The following is a 15,159-nucleotide window of genomic DNA, read 5'->3' as shown; positions in this document are numbered from 1 at the left end:
GCATTGCGGGGAACGACACCATGAATCCTGGTATCGAAGGCATCGTTGGCATGTACGTCAAGCTGGGCGAGCTGGACACGCTGCAACGAATGAAGGAACATCGGCAGAACCTGCTCGACCAATGTGTCGACACCGCGCATTTCAGCTTCGACGTGACGCGATCGATCTACAAGAGCGACCTCGAGGTGATCGAGGCCGGCATCGAAAGCCTGTCAGGCGAGGTCACCGGCCATGTCGACGTCTTCAACGAAAAACGGATTGCCGGCTGGGCCCTGTACGACCGGCATCCCGACAAGCGGGTCACGATCGATATCTATTTCAACGGCGATCACGTAGCCGAGGTCGTCGCCGATCAATTCCGCAAGGATCTTCTCAAGCTCAACAAGGGCGATGGGCACCACGCCTTCGTGTTCGAGCCGCCAAGCGGGTCCTATCAGCCGCCGTTGCAACTCGAGATCCGCGCGGCGAAACGCAAGGTGCTAAAGGCCGTGACTGTTGAGCCACCGGCGGTGCCGGCCGAACCGGCCATGGACGCCGAAGCCAAGTAACCCGCCGCGCCGCTTCGCATGGATCGTCACTTCATCGCGGTGCCGTCGGGCGCGAACGCCTCGACCTTGTCGGAGATCACGAACGACATCAGGTCGTGCCCGATCACCAGCGGTCCCTGATAGGTCGTGCGCGTCCGCTTCAGCAGCGCGTCCTCCGGCACGTCCTGCGTCGGCGGCTGGCTCGCGAACACGATGTGCGAGTAGACCGCAAGCTTCGGCTTGGCCTGCGCGAAGATCTTGCCGGCCTCTTCCGGCGAGGTGTGATGGTTCTCGATCGCCCGATAATTCGGATAGGCCTTGAACAGGTCGGGATCGATGACCGCGACCTCGTGGATCAAGAGATCCGCGCCCTCGGCCGCCTTCGCCACCCGCTGGTCCGGCTTGGTGTCGCCCGACAGCACCACCTTCTTGCCGTCATACTCGACGACATATCCGAACGACGGCTTGATCTTGTCGCCGTGATTGACCTCGATCGCGGTGACCTTGACGCCGTTGTTCTCGTAGACCGGACCCGGCTCGATGTCCTTCGCCGCGAACGCAACGCCGGAAGGCGGATAATTCTCATCATCGATCCGGATGCGGATGTCCTCGGCGAACGCCTTGGTGAGATTTTCGGTCATCGCCACCGTGCCCTTCGGCCCGAAGATCACCATCGGCGTCTTGCGCGAGCCGAACGGCGTGCCGATCCATCCCGTCAGCCACATGTCGGGAAGGCCCACGATGTGGTCGGAGTGCAGATGGGTGATGAAGTGCGCGGTGATCGCACCGATCGGGATCTTCTTCTGGAACAGGCGGATCGTCGAGCCGCGTCCGAAATCGAACATCAGCTTCTCGGGCCCCGCCTCCACCAGCGTCGCGGCGCTGAAGCTCGAGAGCCGCGGCGTCGGCGTGCCCGTGCCGAGCAAGGTGACCCGCATCTCAGCGGCGCGTGCCATGCCAGCGCCGGCGAGGATCGCCACAACGAGTGCAAACCAGAATTTCAGTCGCATGATCGAACGTCTCCGCCCCAAGCGCTTACTAAGCCGATGAGCTGACTCAGCCACGACAGGCTAGGTGAAGCGGCCGGAGATGCCAATGCGGACTGCGACATGACGGACGTGCGCGGCGGATTGACAGCAACGGCCGCTCCATCCAAACCTGCGTTACAATTTCAGGTTACGGAATGAAGCTGCATCCCGGGTCCGAACGCATCTTCGCGGACGACAGCACCGACCCGCTCGACGGGCGCGTGCGATGGGCGCCGGTGAAGTCGTTATGGCTTGGCAGCATGACCGCGGTTGCGATCGTGTTCGGGCCGCTGCTGTTCTCGTGGAGCGCGTTCGCGCTGTTCATCGTGACCAGCGCGATCACGCTGTGCTTCGGGCATTCGGTCGGCATGCACCGCCGCCTGATCCATGCGAGCTTCGACTGCCCGCTATGGCTCGAACGGCTCTGCGTCTATCTCGGCACGCTGGTCGGAATGGCCGGCCCCTACGGCATGGTGCGGCTACACGATTTCCGTGACTGGGCGCAGCGCCAGGCGGCGTGCCACGCCTACTCCCGCCACGCCGCCGGCTTCTGGCGCGACGCCTGGTGGCAACTGCACTGCACGCTGGTGCTGACGCACCCGCCGGTTTTCCGGCTCGAGCCCCGGCTCGCCGACGACCGCTTCTACGCCTTCGTCGAGCGCACCTGGATGTGGCAGCAGTTGCCGTGGGCGATCCTGTTTTTTGCGATCGGCTCGTGGAGCTGGCCGGTCTGGGGCATCTGCGTCCGGGTCGCCGTCTGCGTCACCGGGCACTGGCTGATCGGTCATTACTCGCATCGCAAGGGCGGACAGACCTGGGTCATCGAAGGCGTTGCAGCCCAGGGCTACAATGTCAGCATCGCCGGGCTGATCAGCATGGGCGAGAGCTGGCACAACAATCACCATGCCTATCCCGGCTCCGCCAAGCTCGGGCTGCTGCCGGGCCAGATCGATCTCGGCTGGTGGCTGATCAAGGCCTTCGAGGCAGCCGGCCTCGCCAGCAACATCAAGACGCCGGACAATCTCGCGCCGCGCCCGGGCTCCCGCCGCGTCGGCGGTCCTGATAACGCCGATGCGGCCGCACCGGGACATCGCGGCCCTGCGTTGTTCCCATAACTTGCACGCACGGATCGCCGTTGCGGAGCTGTCGCGATGCCGCTATATCGCCCGTGTCGGAAAAGGCAGACTTGGTTTGGTAAGCCCAAGTCCTTTCGAAATCGAAGTCCCTTCGGTAGCGAAAGCTCTGGCCTCCTGCTGCGTGCATGAGATCCCCACGACGAACACCGGACGCTATCGAAGCGTCCATTGTTCGTCCGTGTGGTTCTCAACCCGACGAACCGCTCCGGTCGAACCTCGACACAGGAGCAGTTCATGCACAACCACCACCCCCTTCCCCATGATGTCGTGATTGCCGGCGCCGGCCCGGTCGGCCTGCTGCTTGCCTGCGAGCTGCGGCTCGCAGGGCGCTCGGTGCTGGTGCTGGAGCAGGCCGCCGACCCGCGATCGCCGTTGAAGCGGCTGCCGTTCGGCATGCGCGGCCTCTCGGCGCCCAGCATCGAGGCCCTCTATCGTCGCGGGATGCTGGACGAGATCGCAGCGCCCCCGCGTGCGAATGATGGCGCGGGCAGCAATGCGTCAAACGGCGCGCATTGGATGCGGCAGCCGCGCCGCCCGGCGGGCCATTTCGCCGGCATCCAGTTTTATCACGACGATATCGACACTGCGAAATGGCCGTATCGCGTGCCGGGTCCGGCCGACACCAGCATGGCAGTCGACATGGGGTCGCTCGAATCCGCGCTCGCCGCGCGCGCAATTGCGATGGGTGTCGAGATCCGGCGCGGCGCGGCCGTCGAGGCGTTCGATCAGTGGGATGACGGCGTGATCGTTCGCGCCGGCGGCGAGACGTTCCGCGGACGCTGGCTGGTCGGTTGCGACGGCGGCCGCAGCATTGTGCGCAAGGCCGGCGGCTTTGAGTTCGTTGGCACCGATCCCGAGTTCACCGGCTATTCGATCGAGGTCGAGATCGCCGATCCGGACACGCTCCGCCCGGGCCGCCACTACACGCCGACCGGCATGTATAGCTACGCGCGGCCCTACACCATCGCGATGGTCGATTTCGACGGCGGCGCCTTCCACCGCACCCAAGAGGTCACGCGCGAGCATGTGCAGGCGGTGCTGCGCCGCGTCTCCGGCACCGACGTCACGTTGACGGCGCTCCGGCTTGCCACCACCTGGACGGATCGCGCCCGTCAGGCGACGGCTTACCAGAGGGGACGCGTGCTGCTCGCCGGCGATGCCGCGCACATCCACTCTCCGCTGGGCGGCCAAGGGCTCAACCTCGGGCTTGGCGATGCGATGAATCTCGGCTGGAAGCTCGCGGCCACGATCCGCGGCGACGCGCCGGCCGGTCTGCTCGACAGCTATTGCAGCGAACGGCATCCGGTGGGCGCGCAGATCCTCGACTGGTCGCGCGCCCAGGTCGCGCTGATGCGGCCGAGCCGCAGTTCGCGCGCGCTCGAAGCCATCATCCGCGATCTCATCGCGACATCAGACGGCGCAACCTATTTTGCCGAGCGCGTGTGGGGCGTTTCGCTGCGCTACGATCTTGGCGGCGGCCATCCGCTGGTCGGCCGCAGCGCGCCCGACTTCGAGCTCGCCAGCGGGATGAGGCTCGGCGAACTGCTCAAAGATGGGCGCGGCCTGCTGCTCGACTTTGATCCGCACTCTCCCCAGCGCGCGCTGGCCGATCGCTGGCGCGGCCGGATCAACTATGTCGCAAGCGATGCCGGGGATCGGCTGGGCTTGCGCGCGGTGCTGGTGCGTCCCGACGGGTTTGTGGCTTGGGCCACAGACATCGAGCAGGATCTGGAGGAGACTGCTCAAGCCGCAGCGCGATGGTTCGGAGAGCCTGACGCGGCATCTGCATGAGCCTAACGTCCCTGGATACGGCGCACGTGAGCTTCAATTGTCGCTCTCACTCCGTGTCCGGGTTCCCCTTCACAACCGTAACGCCCCGTTAACCCTATCAGCCTTAGGGTCGTCGGGGCTCCGAATGGACGGTGGCCGGGTTTGTTGTGATGTCGTTTGCACAAAAGAAAACTACCGTCGTCCCCGTTGCCGAGGAGCGGCGGCGCTTCCAGCGCGTCAAGGTGCACCTGCTCGGCCGCTACATGCTGCCCGACCGGCGCGAGTTTCCCTGCCAGATTATCAACATGTCCCCGGGTGGCCTCGCGCTGCTGGCGCCTGGCATCGGCAATGTCGGCGACCGCGTGATCGCCTATCTCGACCATATCGGCCGGGTCGAGGGCCGCATCACCCGTATCATCGACAACGGCTTTGCGATGACGATCGGCGCCACCGCGCGCAAGCGCGACAAGCTCGCCGCCCAGCTCACCTGGCTCGCCAACCGCGACATCCTCAATCTGCCCGAGGATCGCCGCCACGACCGTATCGTGCCGCGCAACCCGATCGCCCTGCTCACCCAGGAAGACGGCTCGCGGATGACCTGCCGCATCATCGACCTTTCGCTGTCCGGTGCTGCGATCGCCGCGGAGAACCGCCCGCCGCTGAAGTCGCTGGTGATGCTCGGCAGGGTGCAGGCCCGCGTGGTGCGAAATCTCGAGGAAGGCTTCGCGCTCGAGTTCGTCCACGAGCAGTCGGCGGAAACGCTCGAAGAGAGCGTTACCGCGAGGTAAAGCGAAAAACCGCTCAAGACCCCCGTTTTCAGCCCGCGAAGGCGGCCACCGGTGCACCGGTGGCCGCCTTCGGCGCGTTTGGCGTCGTGAAATCGGCGGTTAACGGCCAGAGCGTTTGAGGCAACAAACCGTGCAGGCACAGCGTTTGCCGCGTTAATAGATAAAATTTGAATCAATTGCAGATGTTTCAAATTTTACGCGAATTAGATTCAAGTAAAGATCGAATTCTCCGCAGCTTTTACCAGTATTCGCGTCAAATCTACTTCGCGTACTTAGCGGCGGCGCAAAAGCTTTGTGCGAAACGTGGTCCCAACAAGAAGAACGGGGGCCACGATGTTTGGGTTCAGGGGACAGGGGAAAGGTTTGGCGGTTGCCGCCATTCTGTTTGCGACGTGCGTGTCGGCCAAGGCCGGCGACGTGGTCTACGCCAGCCTGGGTGACGTTGCGCGCTCGCCGATCGGCTGGGTCGAATTCTGCGCCGACAATCCCGCCGAGTGCCGCGGCGGCAAGACGCAACCACGCGACATCGTGTTGTCGCAGACCGCTTGGCGCGACCTCGTGCGGGTCAACAAGTGGGTCAACGAATCCATCAAGCCGATGACCGACATGGATCATTGGGGCGTGATCGAGAAATGGTCGTTGCCATCAGACGGCTACGGCGACTGCGAGGACTACGTGCTCCTGAAGCGCAAGATGCTGATGGATGCCGGCTGGCCGCGCGAGGCGCTGTTGATCACGGTGGTCCGCGACAAGAAGGGCGAAGGCCACGCGGTGCTGACGGTGAAGACCGACAAGGGCGAGTTCGTGCTCGATAACCAGAACGAGAGCATCGTCGCCTGGACGGAGACCGGCTACCGCTTCGTCAAGCGGCAATCGCAGAGCGATCCCAATGTGTGGGTCTCGCTCGGCGACAACCGCCCCGCAGTTTCAACCGCAAGCTCGCGCTGAGCAGCAACAAGGAATCGAGTTCGCGACCCGGTCACATCCCCACCCCTCCCCGTCCCAGACCGGTTCGCGCGCGGCCAGGCTTCCCCCAAAGCCTGGCCGCAACCTCTTTGGGAAACGATCGCTCCGAGTTCGTTGCAGCAGCGCTGATCCGGCCTTCAGCACGATCCCGGCGCAGGAACTGCACGGCAGCTTGATCGTGCTCGCCTGATGGATCGGTGGGCTCACCGGTCGTTTGCCCGCAGGCCGGCTCACCGCGATGAGCGGCATTCCAAATAGTGCTGGGCCTCGGTCGAGGCTTCGTTGACAATCTCGAGTCCGCACGAGGCTGCCCACTCACGCAACTCATCCCGTTTGTAGCGGAATGCGAATGGCGGGTGGTACCAGTCAAAGTTCACGAGATCGCAATGCTGCTCCGAGAACGCCGGATTGTGCCAGCACTTGATGAAGTGATTGTAGATGAAGGTCTGGATGTCATAGGTGCCGGCCTTGATGCCAAGAAACGGCAAATCATTGTCGATCGTGATTTGGCCCTGGGAGCGCTGCAGATCCCGTCCGAGCGCCGTGAGCTGGTTCGCGGTAGCGAACGCCTCGTCGTTTGGCATCGGAATGATCGCGGCGCGCAAGACGTCGTCCACGGCCTCGCGCATTGGGGCCTTCTTTGCGTAGGCTGTAATGGCAATGGTGCCGCCGGGCGCGAGCTGCCTGACCAATGTATGGAATGTTGCACGCGGGCTCGGCGTGTGATGGATGGCCGCGCGACAGACGATGAAGTCGAACTGCTGCCGTGTTGGCAACTCGCTTGTGATGTCATGATTGAACAGTGTCGCAATCCCGAACCGCTCGATGGTGTCCAGGGCGCCGTGAATATCGGCACCGACATATTCGAGGTTGGCAGGGACAGGCGATGCCGCGAGCTGGTTCAGGATGTCTCCAAATCCGCAAGCAGCATCGTATACCGATGTCTTGCGCTCGGAGGCCTGCTTGCGAATGCGCTCGAACAGTTCGGCCCAGGGCAATTGCCTGCTCGGCATCGCCTTTGCAGCTTCTGCATTCTGCTGAACGAACGACCTGAAACCCAGGTCGCTCGACCATTGCTTGGTGTAGTGATCGGCCGTCTGCTGGTTGTCTTGCATACTGTCTCTCCGTGGCGAGACAGCTAGCACTGCAACCAGCAGTTAGCAACGGGCCGACGACGCGTTTCGGCGCGAGCCGAGCGCAAGCGAAAAGCGTCGTTTTCCATCTGTCGCCGTTGCGGCATAGTTGACGACATCGAGCATCGCTAAAGAGCCGTTCGCGACCGGCTGCTGTTGGATGATGTGAGAATCAAGACCGCCCGTCAGAAGAACCGATCGAGGAAGGCCGCCGTCTCGTCCGAGATGCCGACGATCTTGTTGGTGGCCTGGCGATAGAACTTGAAATTGAGCTCGGTCTCGGGCCGGCCGTCGTCCCAATCCTTGAAACGCTTGAGCGCGTCGCGTCCGAGCGGCCGCTTTGCCAGCGCAACACGCCTGACCGCGATGCTGACACGCGGCGTCTGCCTGGCGATGTCAGGCTTGCGCGGCACCGGTTCGGCTGAGGTCACCACCGCGCGGGCGATCAGTCCGTTGCCGCCCTCGTTCTCGCTCGCGAACACGAACACGATGTCGCCGGCCGCGATGTGCTTGCCGCCATACATGGTCTTCTGCGCGGTGAAGACGAACGCCTTCGCCCGCGGCTCCCCGATCTCGGTCTTGATTGCAAACGCCATCGCATGCCCTGCACCGGTACGCTCGGCCATCCGGCGCCCCAAGCTTGACATCCTAGCATCCGGTCTATTGAATTGAATTCAATTCAAGCAACGGGCAAGCGATGGGCGTAACGAGCCAGGGGACACGCGAGCGGCTGCTCGCCGCAGCCCAAGTGGAGCTGATCGAAGGCCAAGGGCATCTCGAGATGCAGGCCGTCGCGAGACGGGCCCAGGTCTCGGTCGGGCTCGCCTATCACCATTTCGGATCGAAGGCCGGCCTGATCGCCGCCGTGGTCGAAGGCTTCTATGAACATCTCGATGAGGCGGCCTTCGGCGGCGCCAAACTGCCCGCCAGCAACTGGGCCGACCGGGAGAAGGCGCGGATCGGCGCCTATGTCGCCTTTCACTATGAGCACCCGTTTGCGCCGCTGGTGATCGGACCGCTGAGCCGGGCGCCCGAAGTGCTTGATGTCGAGACCGCCTTCACCAGCCGCCAGCTTGCAGCCGGGGCGCGCATGCTGGAGGCCGCGCAGCGCGACCGGATCGTACCCGGCAACCTCGACCCTCACCTCACCATCGCGCTGATGATCGGTGGCATTCGCCAGGCGCTGATCGGCGCGCTCACGGCCGACCGGCGGCCGGATCCGGCAAGGCTGACCGGCGACATCTGGGCCTTCATGGCCGCGGCGCTGCGCCTGCCTGCCAAGTCCCCGCCGGTGAAGCCGAAAGCCACGCGGCGCAGCCGCTTCTAATGTTCAACTATAACTCCAAGGTTGGTGGCCATCTTGTTCAACCCGCATGATTTTCACACGCCGCAATCGTCCTACAGCAAGCCGGATCTGCTGCGCTCGAGCGCGGGCGGCTATTTCGGCCCCGGCAATGCGCAGCTGCCGGCGCCACCGATGCTGATGATGGATCGCATCACCGAAATTGGCATCGACGGCGGCGCCTTCGGCAAGGGCCGTGTCGCAGCCGAACTGGACGTTGCGCCGGACCATTGGTTCTTCGCCTGCCACTTTGCCGGCGACCCCGTGATGCCCGGCTGCCTCGGGCTCGACGCGATGTGGCAGATCATCGGCTTCTGGCTCGGCTGGTCGGGCTCGCCGGGCAAAGGCCGCGCGCTCGGGGTCGGCGAGGTCAAGTTCAGGGGCCACATCACGCCGGACGTCAGGCTCGTGCGCTATGAGGTCGACATGCGTCAGGTCAGGCGCGGCCGGCTGGTGCTGGGCATCGCCGACGGCCGTGTGCTCGCCGACGGCGCTTGCGTCTATCTGGCGAAGGACATGAGGGTCGGCCTGATCGCGCCGACGGGCTGAACCACGGACGCGCGCCGGACAGTCCCGTTTTGAGGCAGCCTCCCGGAATTTGCGGCGAGTTTTGCACTCCCCGCGCCACCTGCTTGAATCCCCGGGGGTTTTGCCCGCATCGCGGTTGTGCTATTCGGAACCTTTCAATTGATGTCCGGTTCTGGTCGCATGATCGAACTTGCCCCCCGGAATGCACAGGCCAGCAGCCTGATCGGCGTGCAGCCGATCGCGATCGGCGCCGTGGCGCTGGTGCTCGTGCTGTTCGGGATCGGCTCGATCGCGCTGTGGCGCGCCTTCAGCGGCAACGTGCCGGAGACCGACCGGATGGTCGCCGCCCGCCAATTGCAGGCGCGGACCGCGCAGGTCTCCGAGGCCCTGGTGGAAAAGACCAAGGGCATGGAGGTGACCCAGCAGGAATCCATCGACCAATTGCAGGAAGTGCAGGACCAGCTGTTGGCCATGCGCAAGCAGTTCGCCGCGCAGCAGGCCGACGCCAAGAAGCTCTCCGACCAGGTCGCCGCACTGACCGAACAGGTCGAGGGCCTGCGCCAATCGCTCGCGAGCGCGCAGGCCAATGAGCCGGCCGCAGAGCCCGAGCCGCGCAAGCGGTCGAAGGCCAACCGGAAGCGCCACAGGTCGCGCGGTTGACGACCGAAGACGGCGGAGCGGCAGTCACCGGCCCGGCCATCAAAATGCGCCAAATCCCGAACAGCATCAGGAGCTAAGGTGGAATTTCCCGCTCCAGGCCTGCCGATGGCAGCCTCGCATGAGTGCCCGTTACCGTGAATTAATCCGGACTTTGTGAACTGGTTCACATATCCGACTTCGAATCCGAGTCATCCTTAAATCACCGGATGGCGTGAGCCGATTTCAATATCCGGGGCTGGCAAGGTCGTTGACGGTATACTACGTCGACGGCCTTGTTTTTTGTGATCGTGAATCCCGGCCTCTGGACTGCCCACCCCGAAAATGCGGCGTGCTCGGATGACGGCTCTGCGCGCGCGACATCGCTGCAGCTGAAGCCGCAGCGATCCGCGTTGCCGCCTACTTGGTGCGGTCGCGCAAGACGCGATCGCTTCGCTGCCGCAGCCGGGCAAGCTTCGGCTCGAGCTCGTGGAGCATGTAGACGAATGCGATGGCGAGGCCCGAAACAACAACCATGAACAGCAATGTCAGATCAGGAATGGTCAGCATCTCTGATATCCTCTGAGGCCCGGCTCCAATCGCAGCCGGACCGTTTGTTTTCGCGACGCGTTCACACACAGACTGCTGCAGAGCGCTGCAAGCCGCGTACCAATGCGCGACGGCCCCGGCATCAAGACGCCGAGGCCGCGCCGGATCATACCAAGACCATCAGCATGGCGATCCGATGGACCGGCCATGCGTCAGCAGATGTCTCAGTTGCAAACCTGCACCGGTCGCACCTGCCAGCCATACGGCGTCAGCATGCGACGGCGCACGACGTAACAGCCGCCGTCACCGTAACCATAGCCGTAGCCATACCCGTCGTCGTAGCCGTAACCGGCGTAGTACGGGTTGCCGTAGTAGCCGTCATAGTAATCGTAGGCGCCGTAGCCCAGGCCAAAGCCGATCGCGGCGGCCGCGAACGGATAGCCCCAGCCGCGCCGATGCCAGCCTCCGCCGTGCCAGCCTCCACCATGCCAGCCGCCGCCATGCCAGCCGCCGCCGATGGCGGCCGACCGGAAGCCACCGCCCGCGCCCATGGCGCGGAAAGCGCCGCCGCCACCGTGGAAGCCGCCAAAACCGCCACCGTGGAAGCCGCCAAAGCCGCCACCCCGGAAGCCGCCACCACCGCCGTGGAAACCGCCACCACCAAAACCACCTCGAGCCGACGCGGCATCGACCGTGAACAGGCCGACCGTGGCCGTCGCCAGCAAGACAATCATCGCTTTACGCAACATCACCCGTCACTCCTCTTTCCAAGGCTTTCTTTGCAAGCCTCCGCCGCCGCGTCCCGCGCATGCTAACTCAATGTGGGACCGCGGCTTCAACCGCGCGCTCATGTCGCGCTCACTTCTGCGCGACCCGCGTTCATCAAGGCGCAGCCGTCAAAAGTTAACAGCCGCGGCAGATGCCGTTGACCCGGCGATCGACCGACCTGTTCTCGTCGGCAATCGCCTTGTCGAAGCTTTCGCTCGACGCTGCGCCGGTGGTGACGCCCTCACCGGTGTTCAGCCGGCCGGAGGATTGCGCCGTGCCGACGCTGTTGGTGCCGGGCGGCGGTGACGCGACTTGCGGCGATGTCGTGCTGGCTGACGAAGGGCTGCCGCTCCCAGTGCCCGTGCCTTGAGCGACGGTAACCGTGGGTACCAGCAGAATCGCGATTGTCGCGAACACGGCGGTGACGGATAATTTGCGCATGGCAATTCTCCCTTGCGGACATCAACGGATCCGCAAAACGCCGGTTCCCACAGGCGTTGGGGCAATACAGTTTGGGAGCAATGCAATTTGCGCAAGCTGATCGAGTTTGACGACGATACCGCCGACAAGCTGAAGCAGCTTGGGCGCGACCGGATGGCGACGCTGCAGGAGCTGGCGGACGAGGCCTTCGCCGACCTCCTCAAGAAGCACGGTATTCCGATCGACCTGAAGGATGCGCTGCGCAAGAGCGCTAGACTTCAGGAAGCAGCGAGACCGCGGGAGGCGGCAAGGCCAGGCCCGGCGATAGCGAAGGGCGCACGCAAGCAGGGCCGGAAGCGCTGAGCCTTCAGCCGATCTTCTTCAGTCCGGCTTTGTACTGCGGGCCCCGGATCGCGTAGGACTTCGCCGGCCGCGACAACGCCTCCGCCTGCGCGGCGTCCAGCGTGCGCACCACGCGCGCGGGCGCACCGATGATCAGGGAATTTTCCGGAAACTCCTTGCCCTCGGTAATGACGGAGCCGGCGCCGACGACACTGCCGCGCCTGATGCGCGCGCCGTTCATCACGATCGATCCCATCCCGATCAGCACGCCGTCTTCCAGCGTGCAGCCGTGCACGATCGCATTGTGGCCGATGGTGACGTTGTTGCCGATGGTCAGGGGAAAGCCGGGATCGACATGCAGGGTCGAATTGTCCTGAACGTTGGAGCCTTCGCCGATCTCGATCCACTCATTGTCGCCGCGCAGCACCGCGCCGAACCAGACGCTCGCCGCGGATTTGAGGCGCACCTTGCCGATCACAACGGCATTGTCGGCGATGAAGTAGCTGCCGTCGGCGGGAAGATCGGGCCCCTGCCCGTCGAGTTCGTAGATCGCCATAGAGGTCTCCTTGGATGAAGGTGACCTTGGCACAGCGGACGACGTGGTTTCAAGCAAGCACGCTCATGGTCCGGACCCGGATCAGGATCCGGCGCGGATCACCCGATCACGCCGGCAGCGCGCAGCGTCATCACGAAGAAGGTGCCCGACATCAGGCTCCAGAAGCCGGAGATGACGGTTGCCATCATCACGAACTCGAAACGGCGGCGCTCGATGCGCGCGCCGCGCAGCGTGTTGCGCATGATGATGAACGGTGCGGCGAAGACGAGAAACGGGACCGCGGCGAAGGTCCTCGGCGCGACGCCCTCCTGCAGCAGGCCGAAGCCGGCCGGACGCTCCGCCATCGCCTGATAACCGCTGGCCAATGCGCCGGCGAGCGCGAAGCCAATGAAGAGCGAGAACAGGGAATTCAAGGTATCGGGCGACATCGAAACTTCCGCTACGCAACAGGCCACTCCACCCTGCTTCGCAGAATTGACGGCCGGCCGCCACATCATCCTTAAGGAAAGGTTAACCGGGGCGCCCGCCGCGGCGTTTGCGCATGGCCATTCGATCAGGGATTCCATTGGAATCGTACGGAAATTCTTCGCCTCGTGGCATATTCGACAGGTGATTCGGCGACTCCCGACCTGATCTTTGCCTCGCTCATGACGCTTCTCTCGACTGCCCAGCATCTCGCCCGCGACACCCGCCGCAATCCGCGCGCGCATCTCGTTCCGCTCATCGCCTCGGCGGTCATCGCGGCCGGTGCGATTGCCCTCGTCGCCTATCTGTTGTGGCCGACCTATACGACCGTCCCGCCGAGCGATCCGTCGCGGCTTCCGGTGAGCGTCGGCGGCACGCTGTTCAACGTGCCGACCATGGCCGTGCGCATGAAGATCCAGCGTCATTCCGGGCCGCAGGAGCGCGTCGATCTGAGCTTCCTCTATCCGTCGCTGGAGGCGCCTGCCGCGCCGAAGCACTACAGTGCCGATACGGTCGAGGACAAGGTGCAGCCGATCGACAGGATCTTCGTGTCGATCGCGGCGCACCACGATTCACTCGCGCCGGACATGCGGCTGCGCACGATCTATCCGCGCTATCTCGACGAGCGTGCGAACACCGATGACGGCCTGACTGCACGCGCGTTCCGCGACGGCACGCCCTATGGCGGCGAGGACCTGTTCACCGCGACCGAGCCGCAGCTGATCGCACGCTGCACGCGCGATACGTCGACGCCCGGCACGTGCCTGAGTGAGCAGCGTATCGAGGGCGCCGACCTGACCTTCCGCTTTCCGCGCAGCTGGCTTGCGCAATGGCGCGACATCGCCACCGCGATGAACCGCCTCTCCGCGCAGATGCACAGCGCGAAGGGCTAGCCTCCTCGTCATTGCGAACGCCCCCGGTCGGCGCGAAGCGCCGCCGGATGACAGGCTCCATGAGGCAATCCTAGGCAGCGCCGGTCGAGGCCGTATTGCCTTTGTCGTTTCGCTGGACTAAGACGTCTTCAGGGGAAGTACGGTCTCCCCTTGAGGCTTCGGTCCAAGAACTGTGCAACGCTCGACTTGTCGAGGTCATGCGCACATGGACGAAAGCAAGCCCCCAATTCCCCGCAGCCAATTTGCCTTACGGTCTGCCCCTGCGCCGACCTTGGCGGATATCGATCCTACCCCCGCTAGGTCAGACGAACTCGTCGCCGGCGAGCGGCAAAATTGGTCTGGGCCAACTCAGCCTGGCCGGGACGATTGCTCCGATGAATCTTCGGTCGCCGTTTATCACCGGAACCGAGAAGAAGTCTGGGAAGGATTCCTCGTAGCGTTGCGCGCGATGGGGATCGCAGGATTCGAACAACCTCCCGACCCGGTGGAGCCTCCCGTTCAAGGGTCCGGGCTTTTCGAATGATCAGCGCCCGGTCAGTTCGCATTTCACGTTGTAGTCCGCGTAGCGGAGTTCTCGATCTCACCGGAGCCTGGAAATGCCCCATCCCCAACGACGCATGGCCCTTGCCGCAGCGACGCTGCTTCTCTTGGGAGTGAATGACATGTCAAATTACGCTATCGGCTTTGAGGGTACCCAGATCGGTGTTGCGCCCGACGGTTGGACCGCCACCGTCACGGGATCAGGCGTTTCAAGATGGACGGTCGAAACCGATGCGACGGCGCCGTCGAAATCGAACGTGCTCAAGCAATCCGGCCGAGCGAGCTACCCGCTGCTGTTGAAGGACGACACCAGAATCAAGGACGGCTTTGTCGAGCTCATGTTCAAGGCTGTCGCGGGATCCCAGGACCGCGCCGCCGGTATTGTTTGGCGAGCGAAGGACGCGAACAACTATTACGTGACCCGCGCCAATGCACTTGAGGATAATGTCGTCCTCTACAAGACTGTGAACGGCGTTCGAAGCCCGCTCGACATCGTGGGCCGCAAGGGAGGCTATGGAACCGATATCAAGGTTCCGTCCAACACCTGGCACACCCTGCGTGTCGACTTCAAAGCCTCGCGCTTCGTTGTATCTTTCAACGGCAAGCAATTGTTTGAGGTGGAGGATTCCACATTCGGCGATGCAGGCAAGGTCGGGCTTTGGACCAAGGCCGACAGTGTGACGCTATTTGATCAAATCACCTACGGAGAAGCGAAATAGGTGAGTTGGCCAAGCGCAGGCAACTGCCGATTAGCAAACGCGGGGATCCGCAT

At 63.8% G+C, this 15,159-nt stretch carries 19 protein-coding genes; 11 read left to right on the top strand and 8 right to left on the bottom strand.

Going from position 1 to position 15,159, the window contains the following annotated elements:
- The first annotated feature begins 20 nt into the window (after positions 1 to 20).
- Complete coding sequence (locus tag AAFG07_RS17200; RefSeq protein ID WP_342728298.1) at positions 21 to 548, top strand: hypothetical protein; 528 nt, start codon at positions 21 to 23, stop codon at positions 546 to 548.
- 26 nt (positions 549 to 574) lie between these two features.
- On the opposite strand, the gene AAFG07_RS17195 is transcribed toward AAFG07_RS17200, so the two are convergent.
- Complete coding sequence (locus AAFG07_RS17195) at positions 575 to 1,537, bottom strand: MBL fold metallo-hydrolase (protein ID WP_342728297.1); 963 nt, start codon at positions 1,535 to 1,537, stop codon at positions 575 to 577.
- 173 nt (positions 1,538 to 1,710) lie between these two features.
- On the opposite strand from AAFG07_RS17195, the gene AAFG07_RS17190 reads away from it, so the two are divergent.
- From AAFG07_RS17190 to AAFG07_RS17175, 4 genes are all read left to right on the top strand, one after another.
- Positions 1,711 to 2,670, top strand: a complete 960-nt coding sequence (locus AAFG07_RS17190; RefSeq protein WP_342728296.1) for an acyl-CoA desaturase — start codon at positions 1,711 to 1,713, stop codon at positions 2,668 to 2,670.
- A 255-nt stretch (positions 2,671 to 2,925) separates the two neighbouring features.
- Positions 2,926 to 4,482 carry an FAD-dependent monooxygenase gene (locus tag AAFG07_RS17185; protein WP_342728295.1) on the top strand — a complete coding sequence of 519 codons (1,557 nt, stop codon included), beginning with the start codon at positions 2,926 to 2,928 and terminating at the stop codon, positions 4,480 to 4,482.
- A gap of 149 nt (positions 4,483 to 4,631) precedes the next feature.
- A complete protein-coding gene (locus AAFG07_RS17180; protein WP_092115166.1) occupies positions 4,632 to 5,249 on the top strand; it encodes a PilZ domain-containing protein in 618 nt (205 codons plus the stop codon).
- Between the two features lie 333 nt (positions 5,250 to 5,582).
- Complete coding sequence (locus AAFG07_RS17175; protein ID WP_092115167.1) at positions 5,583 to 6,197, top strand: transglutaminase-like cysteine peptidase; 615 nt, start codon at positions 5,583 to 5,585, stop codon at positions 6,195 to 6,197.
- Between the two features lie 248 nt (positions 6,198 to 6,445).
- Here AAFG07_RS17175 and AAFG07_RS17170 read toward each other — a convergent pair whose 3' ends face one another.
- Positions 6,446 to 7,360, bottom strand: a complete 915-nt coding sequence (locus AAFG07_RS17170) for a class I SAM-dependent methyltransferase (RefSeq protein WP_342728294.1) — start codon at positions 7,358 to 7,360, stop codon at positions 6,446 to 6,448.
- 173 nt (positions 7,361 to 7,533) lie between these two features.
- Positions 7,534 to 7,974 (bottom strand): hypothetical protein, encoded by a 441-nt coding sequence (locus AAFG07_RS17165; RefSeq protein WP_342728293.1) that lies wholly within the window; start codon positions 7,972 to 7,974, stop codon positions 7,534 to 7,536.
- 71 nt (positions 7,975 to 8,045) lie between these two features.
- Here AAFG07_RS17165 and AAFG07_RS17160 point away from each other — a divergent pair, with 71 nt between their 5' ends.
- The 3 genes from AAFG07_RS17160 to AAFG07_RS17150 all read left to right on the top strand — a co-directional run bounded on the left by AAFG07_RS17160 (position 8,046) and on the right by AAFG07_RS17150 (position 9,878).
- Positions 8,046 to 8,675, top strand: coding sequence for a TetR/AcrR family transcriptional regulator (locus AAFG07_RS17160; RefSeq protein ID WP_342728292.1), 630 nt, complete (start codon positions 8,046 to 8,048; stop codon positions 8,673 to 8,675).
- Between the two features lie 33 nt (positions 8,676 to 8,708).
- On the top strand, positions 8,709 to 9,239 hold the full coding sequence (fabA, locus tag AAFG07_RS17155) for a bifunctional 3-hydroxydecanoyl-ACP dehydratase/trans-2-decenoyl-ACP isomerase (protein WP_342728291.1): 531 nt from the start codon (positions 8,709 to 8,711) through the stop codon (positions 9,237 to 9,239).
- Positions 9,240 to 9,398: 159 nt separating this feature from the next.
- Entirely contained in the window at positions 9,399 to 9,878 is a 480-nt protein-coding gene (locus AAFG07_RS17150) for a hypothetical protein (RefSeq protein WP_342728290.1), read from the top strand.
- A 396-nt stretch (positions 9,879 to 10,274) separates the two neighbouring features.
- Here the strand turns inward: AAFG07_RS17150 and AAFG07_RS17145 are convergent, their stop codons facing one another.
- From AAFG07_RS17145 to AAFG07_RS17135, 3 genes are all read right to left on the bottom strand, one after another.
- Positions 10,275 to 10,424, bottom strand: coding sequence for a hypothetical protein (locus tag AAFG07_RS17145; RefSeq protein ID WP_176530426.1), 150 nt, complete (start codon positions 10,422 to 10,424; stop codon positions 10,275 to 10,277).
- 203 nt (positions 10,425 to 10,627) lie between these two features.
- Positions 10,628 to 11,152 carry a hypothetical protein gene (locus AAFG07_RS17140; RefSeq protein ID WP_342729174.1) on the bottom strand — a complete coding sequence of 175 codons (525 nt, stop codon included), beginning with the start codon at positions 11,150 to 11,152 and terminating at the stop codon, positions 10,628 to 10,630.
- 154 nt (positions 11,153 to 11,306) lie between these two features.
- On the bottom strand, positions 11,307 to 11,612 hold the full coding sequence (locus tag AAFG07_RS17135) for a hypothetical protein (protein ID WP_342728289.1): 306 nt from the start codon (positions 11,610 to 11,612) through the stop codon (positions 11,307 to 11,309).
- Between the two features lie 87 nt (positions 11,613 to 11,699).
- On the opposite strand from AAFG07_RS17135, the gene AAFG07_RS17130 reads away from it, so the two are divergent.
- Positions 11,700 to 11,954 carry a hypothetical protein gene (locus AAFG07_RS17130; RefSeq protein ID WP_342728288.1) on the top strand — a complete coding sequence of 85 codons (255 nt, stop codon included), beginning with the start codon at positions 11,700 to 11,702 and terminating at the stop codon, positions 11,952 to 11,954.
- 4 nt (positions 11,955 to 11,958) lie between these two features.
- On the opposite strand, the gene AAFG07_RS17125 is transcribed toward AAFG07_RS17130, so the two are convergent.
- Positions 11,959 to 12,489, bottom strand: coding sequence for a gamma carbonic anhydrase family protein (locus AAFG07_RS17125; RefSeq protein ID WP_092115174.1), 531 nt, complete (start codon positions 12,487 to 12,489; stop codon positions 11,959 to 11,961).
- Between the two features lie 98 nt (positions 12,490 to 12,587).
- Positions 12,588 to 12,917: a hypothetical protein gene (locus AAFG07_RS17120; protein WP_092115175.1), complete on the bottom strand. Its 330-nt coding sequence runs from the start codon at positions 12,915 to 12,917 to the stop codon at positions 12,588 to 12,590.
- A gap of 219 nt (positions 12,918 to 13,136) precedes the next feature.
- Here AAFG07_RS17120 and AAFG07_RS17115 point away from each other — a divergent pair, with 219 nt between their 5' ends.
- Positions 13,137 to 13,847 carry a hypothetical protein gene (locus tag AAFG07_RS17115; protein ID WP_342728287.1) on the top strand — a complete coding sequence of 237 codons (711 nt, stop codon included), beginning with the start codon at positions 13,137 to 13,139 and terminating at the stop codon, positions 13,845 to 13,847.
- Positions 13,848 to 14,443: 596 nt separating this feature from the next.
- Positions 14,444 to 15,106: a family 16 glycoside hydrolase gene (locus AAFG07_RS17110; protein ID WP_342728286.1), complete on the top strand. Its 663-nt coding sequence runs from the start codon at positions 14,444 to 14,446 to the stop codon at positions 15,104 to 15,106.
- The last annotated feature ends 53 nt before the right edge of the window (positions 15,107 to 15,159 follow it).

It is taken from the genome of Bradyrhizobium sp. B097, assembly GCF_038957035.1.
In the GTDB taxonomy this organism is placed as follows: Bacteria; Pseudomonadota; Alphaproteobacteria; order Rhizobiales; family Xanthobacteraceae; genus Bradyrhizobium.
Note: the sequence above shows the minus strand (reverse complement) of the source record. Positions and strands in the feature narration are given on the sequence as shown.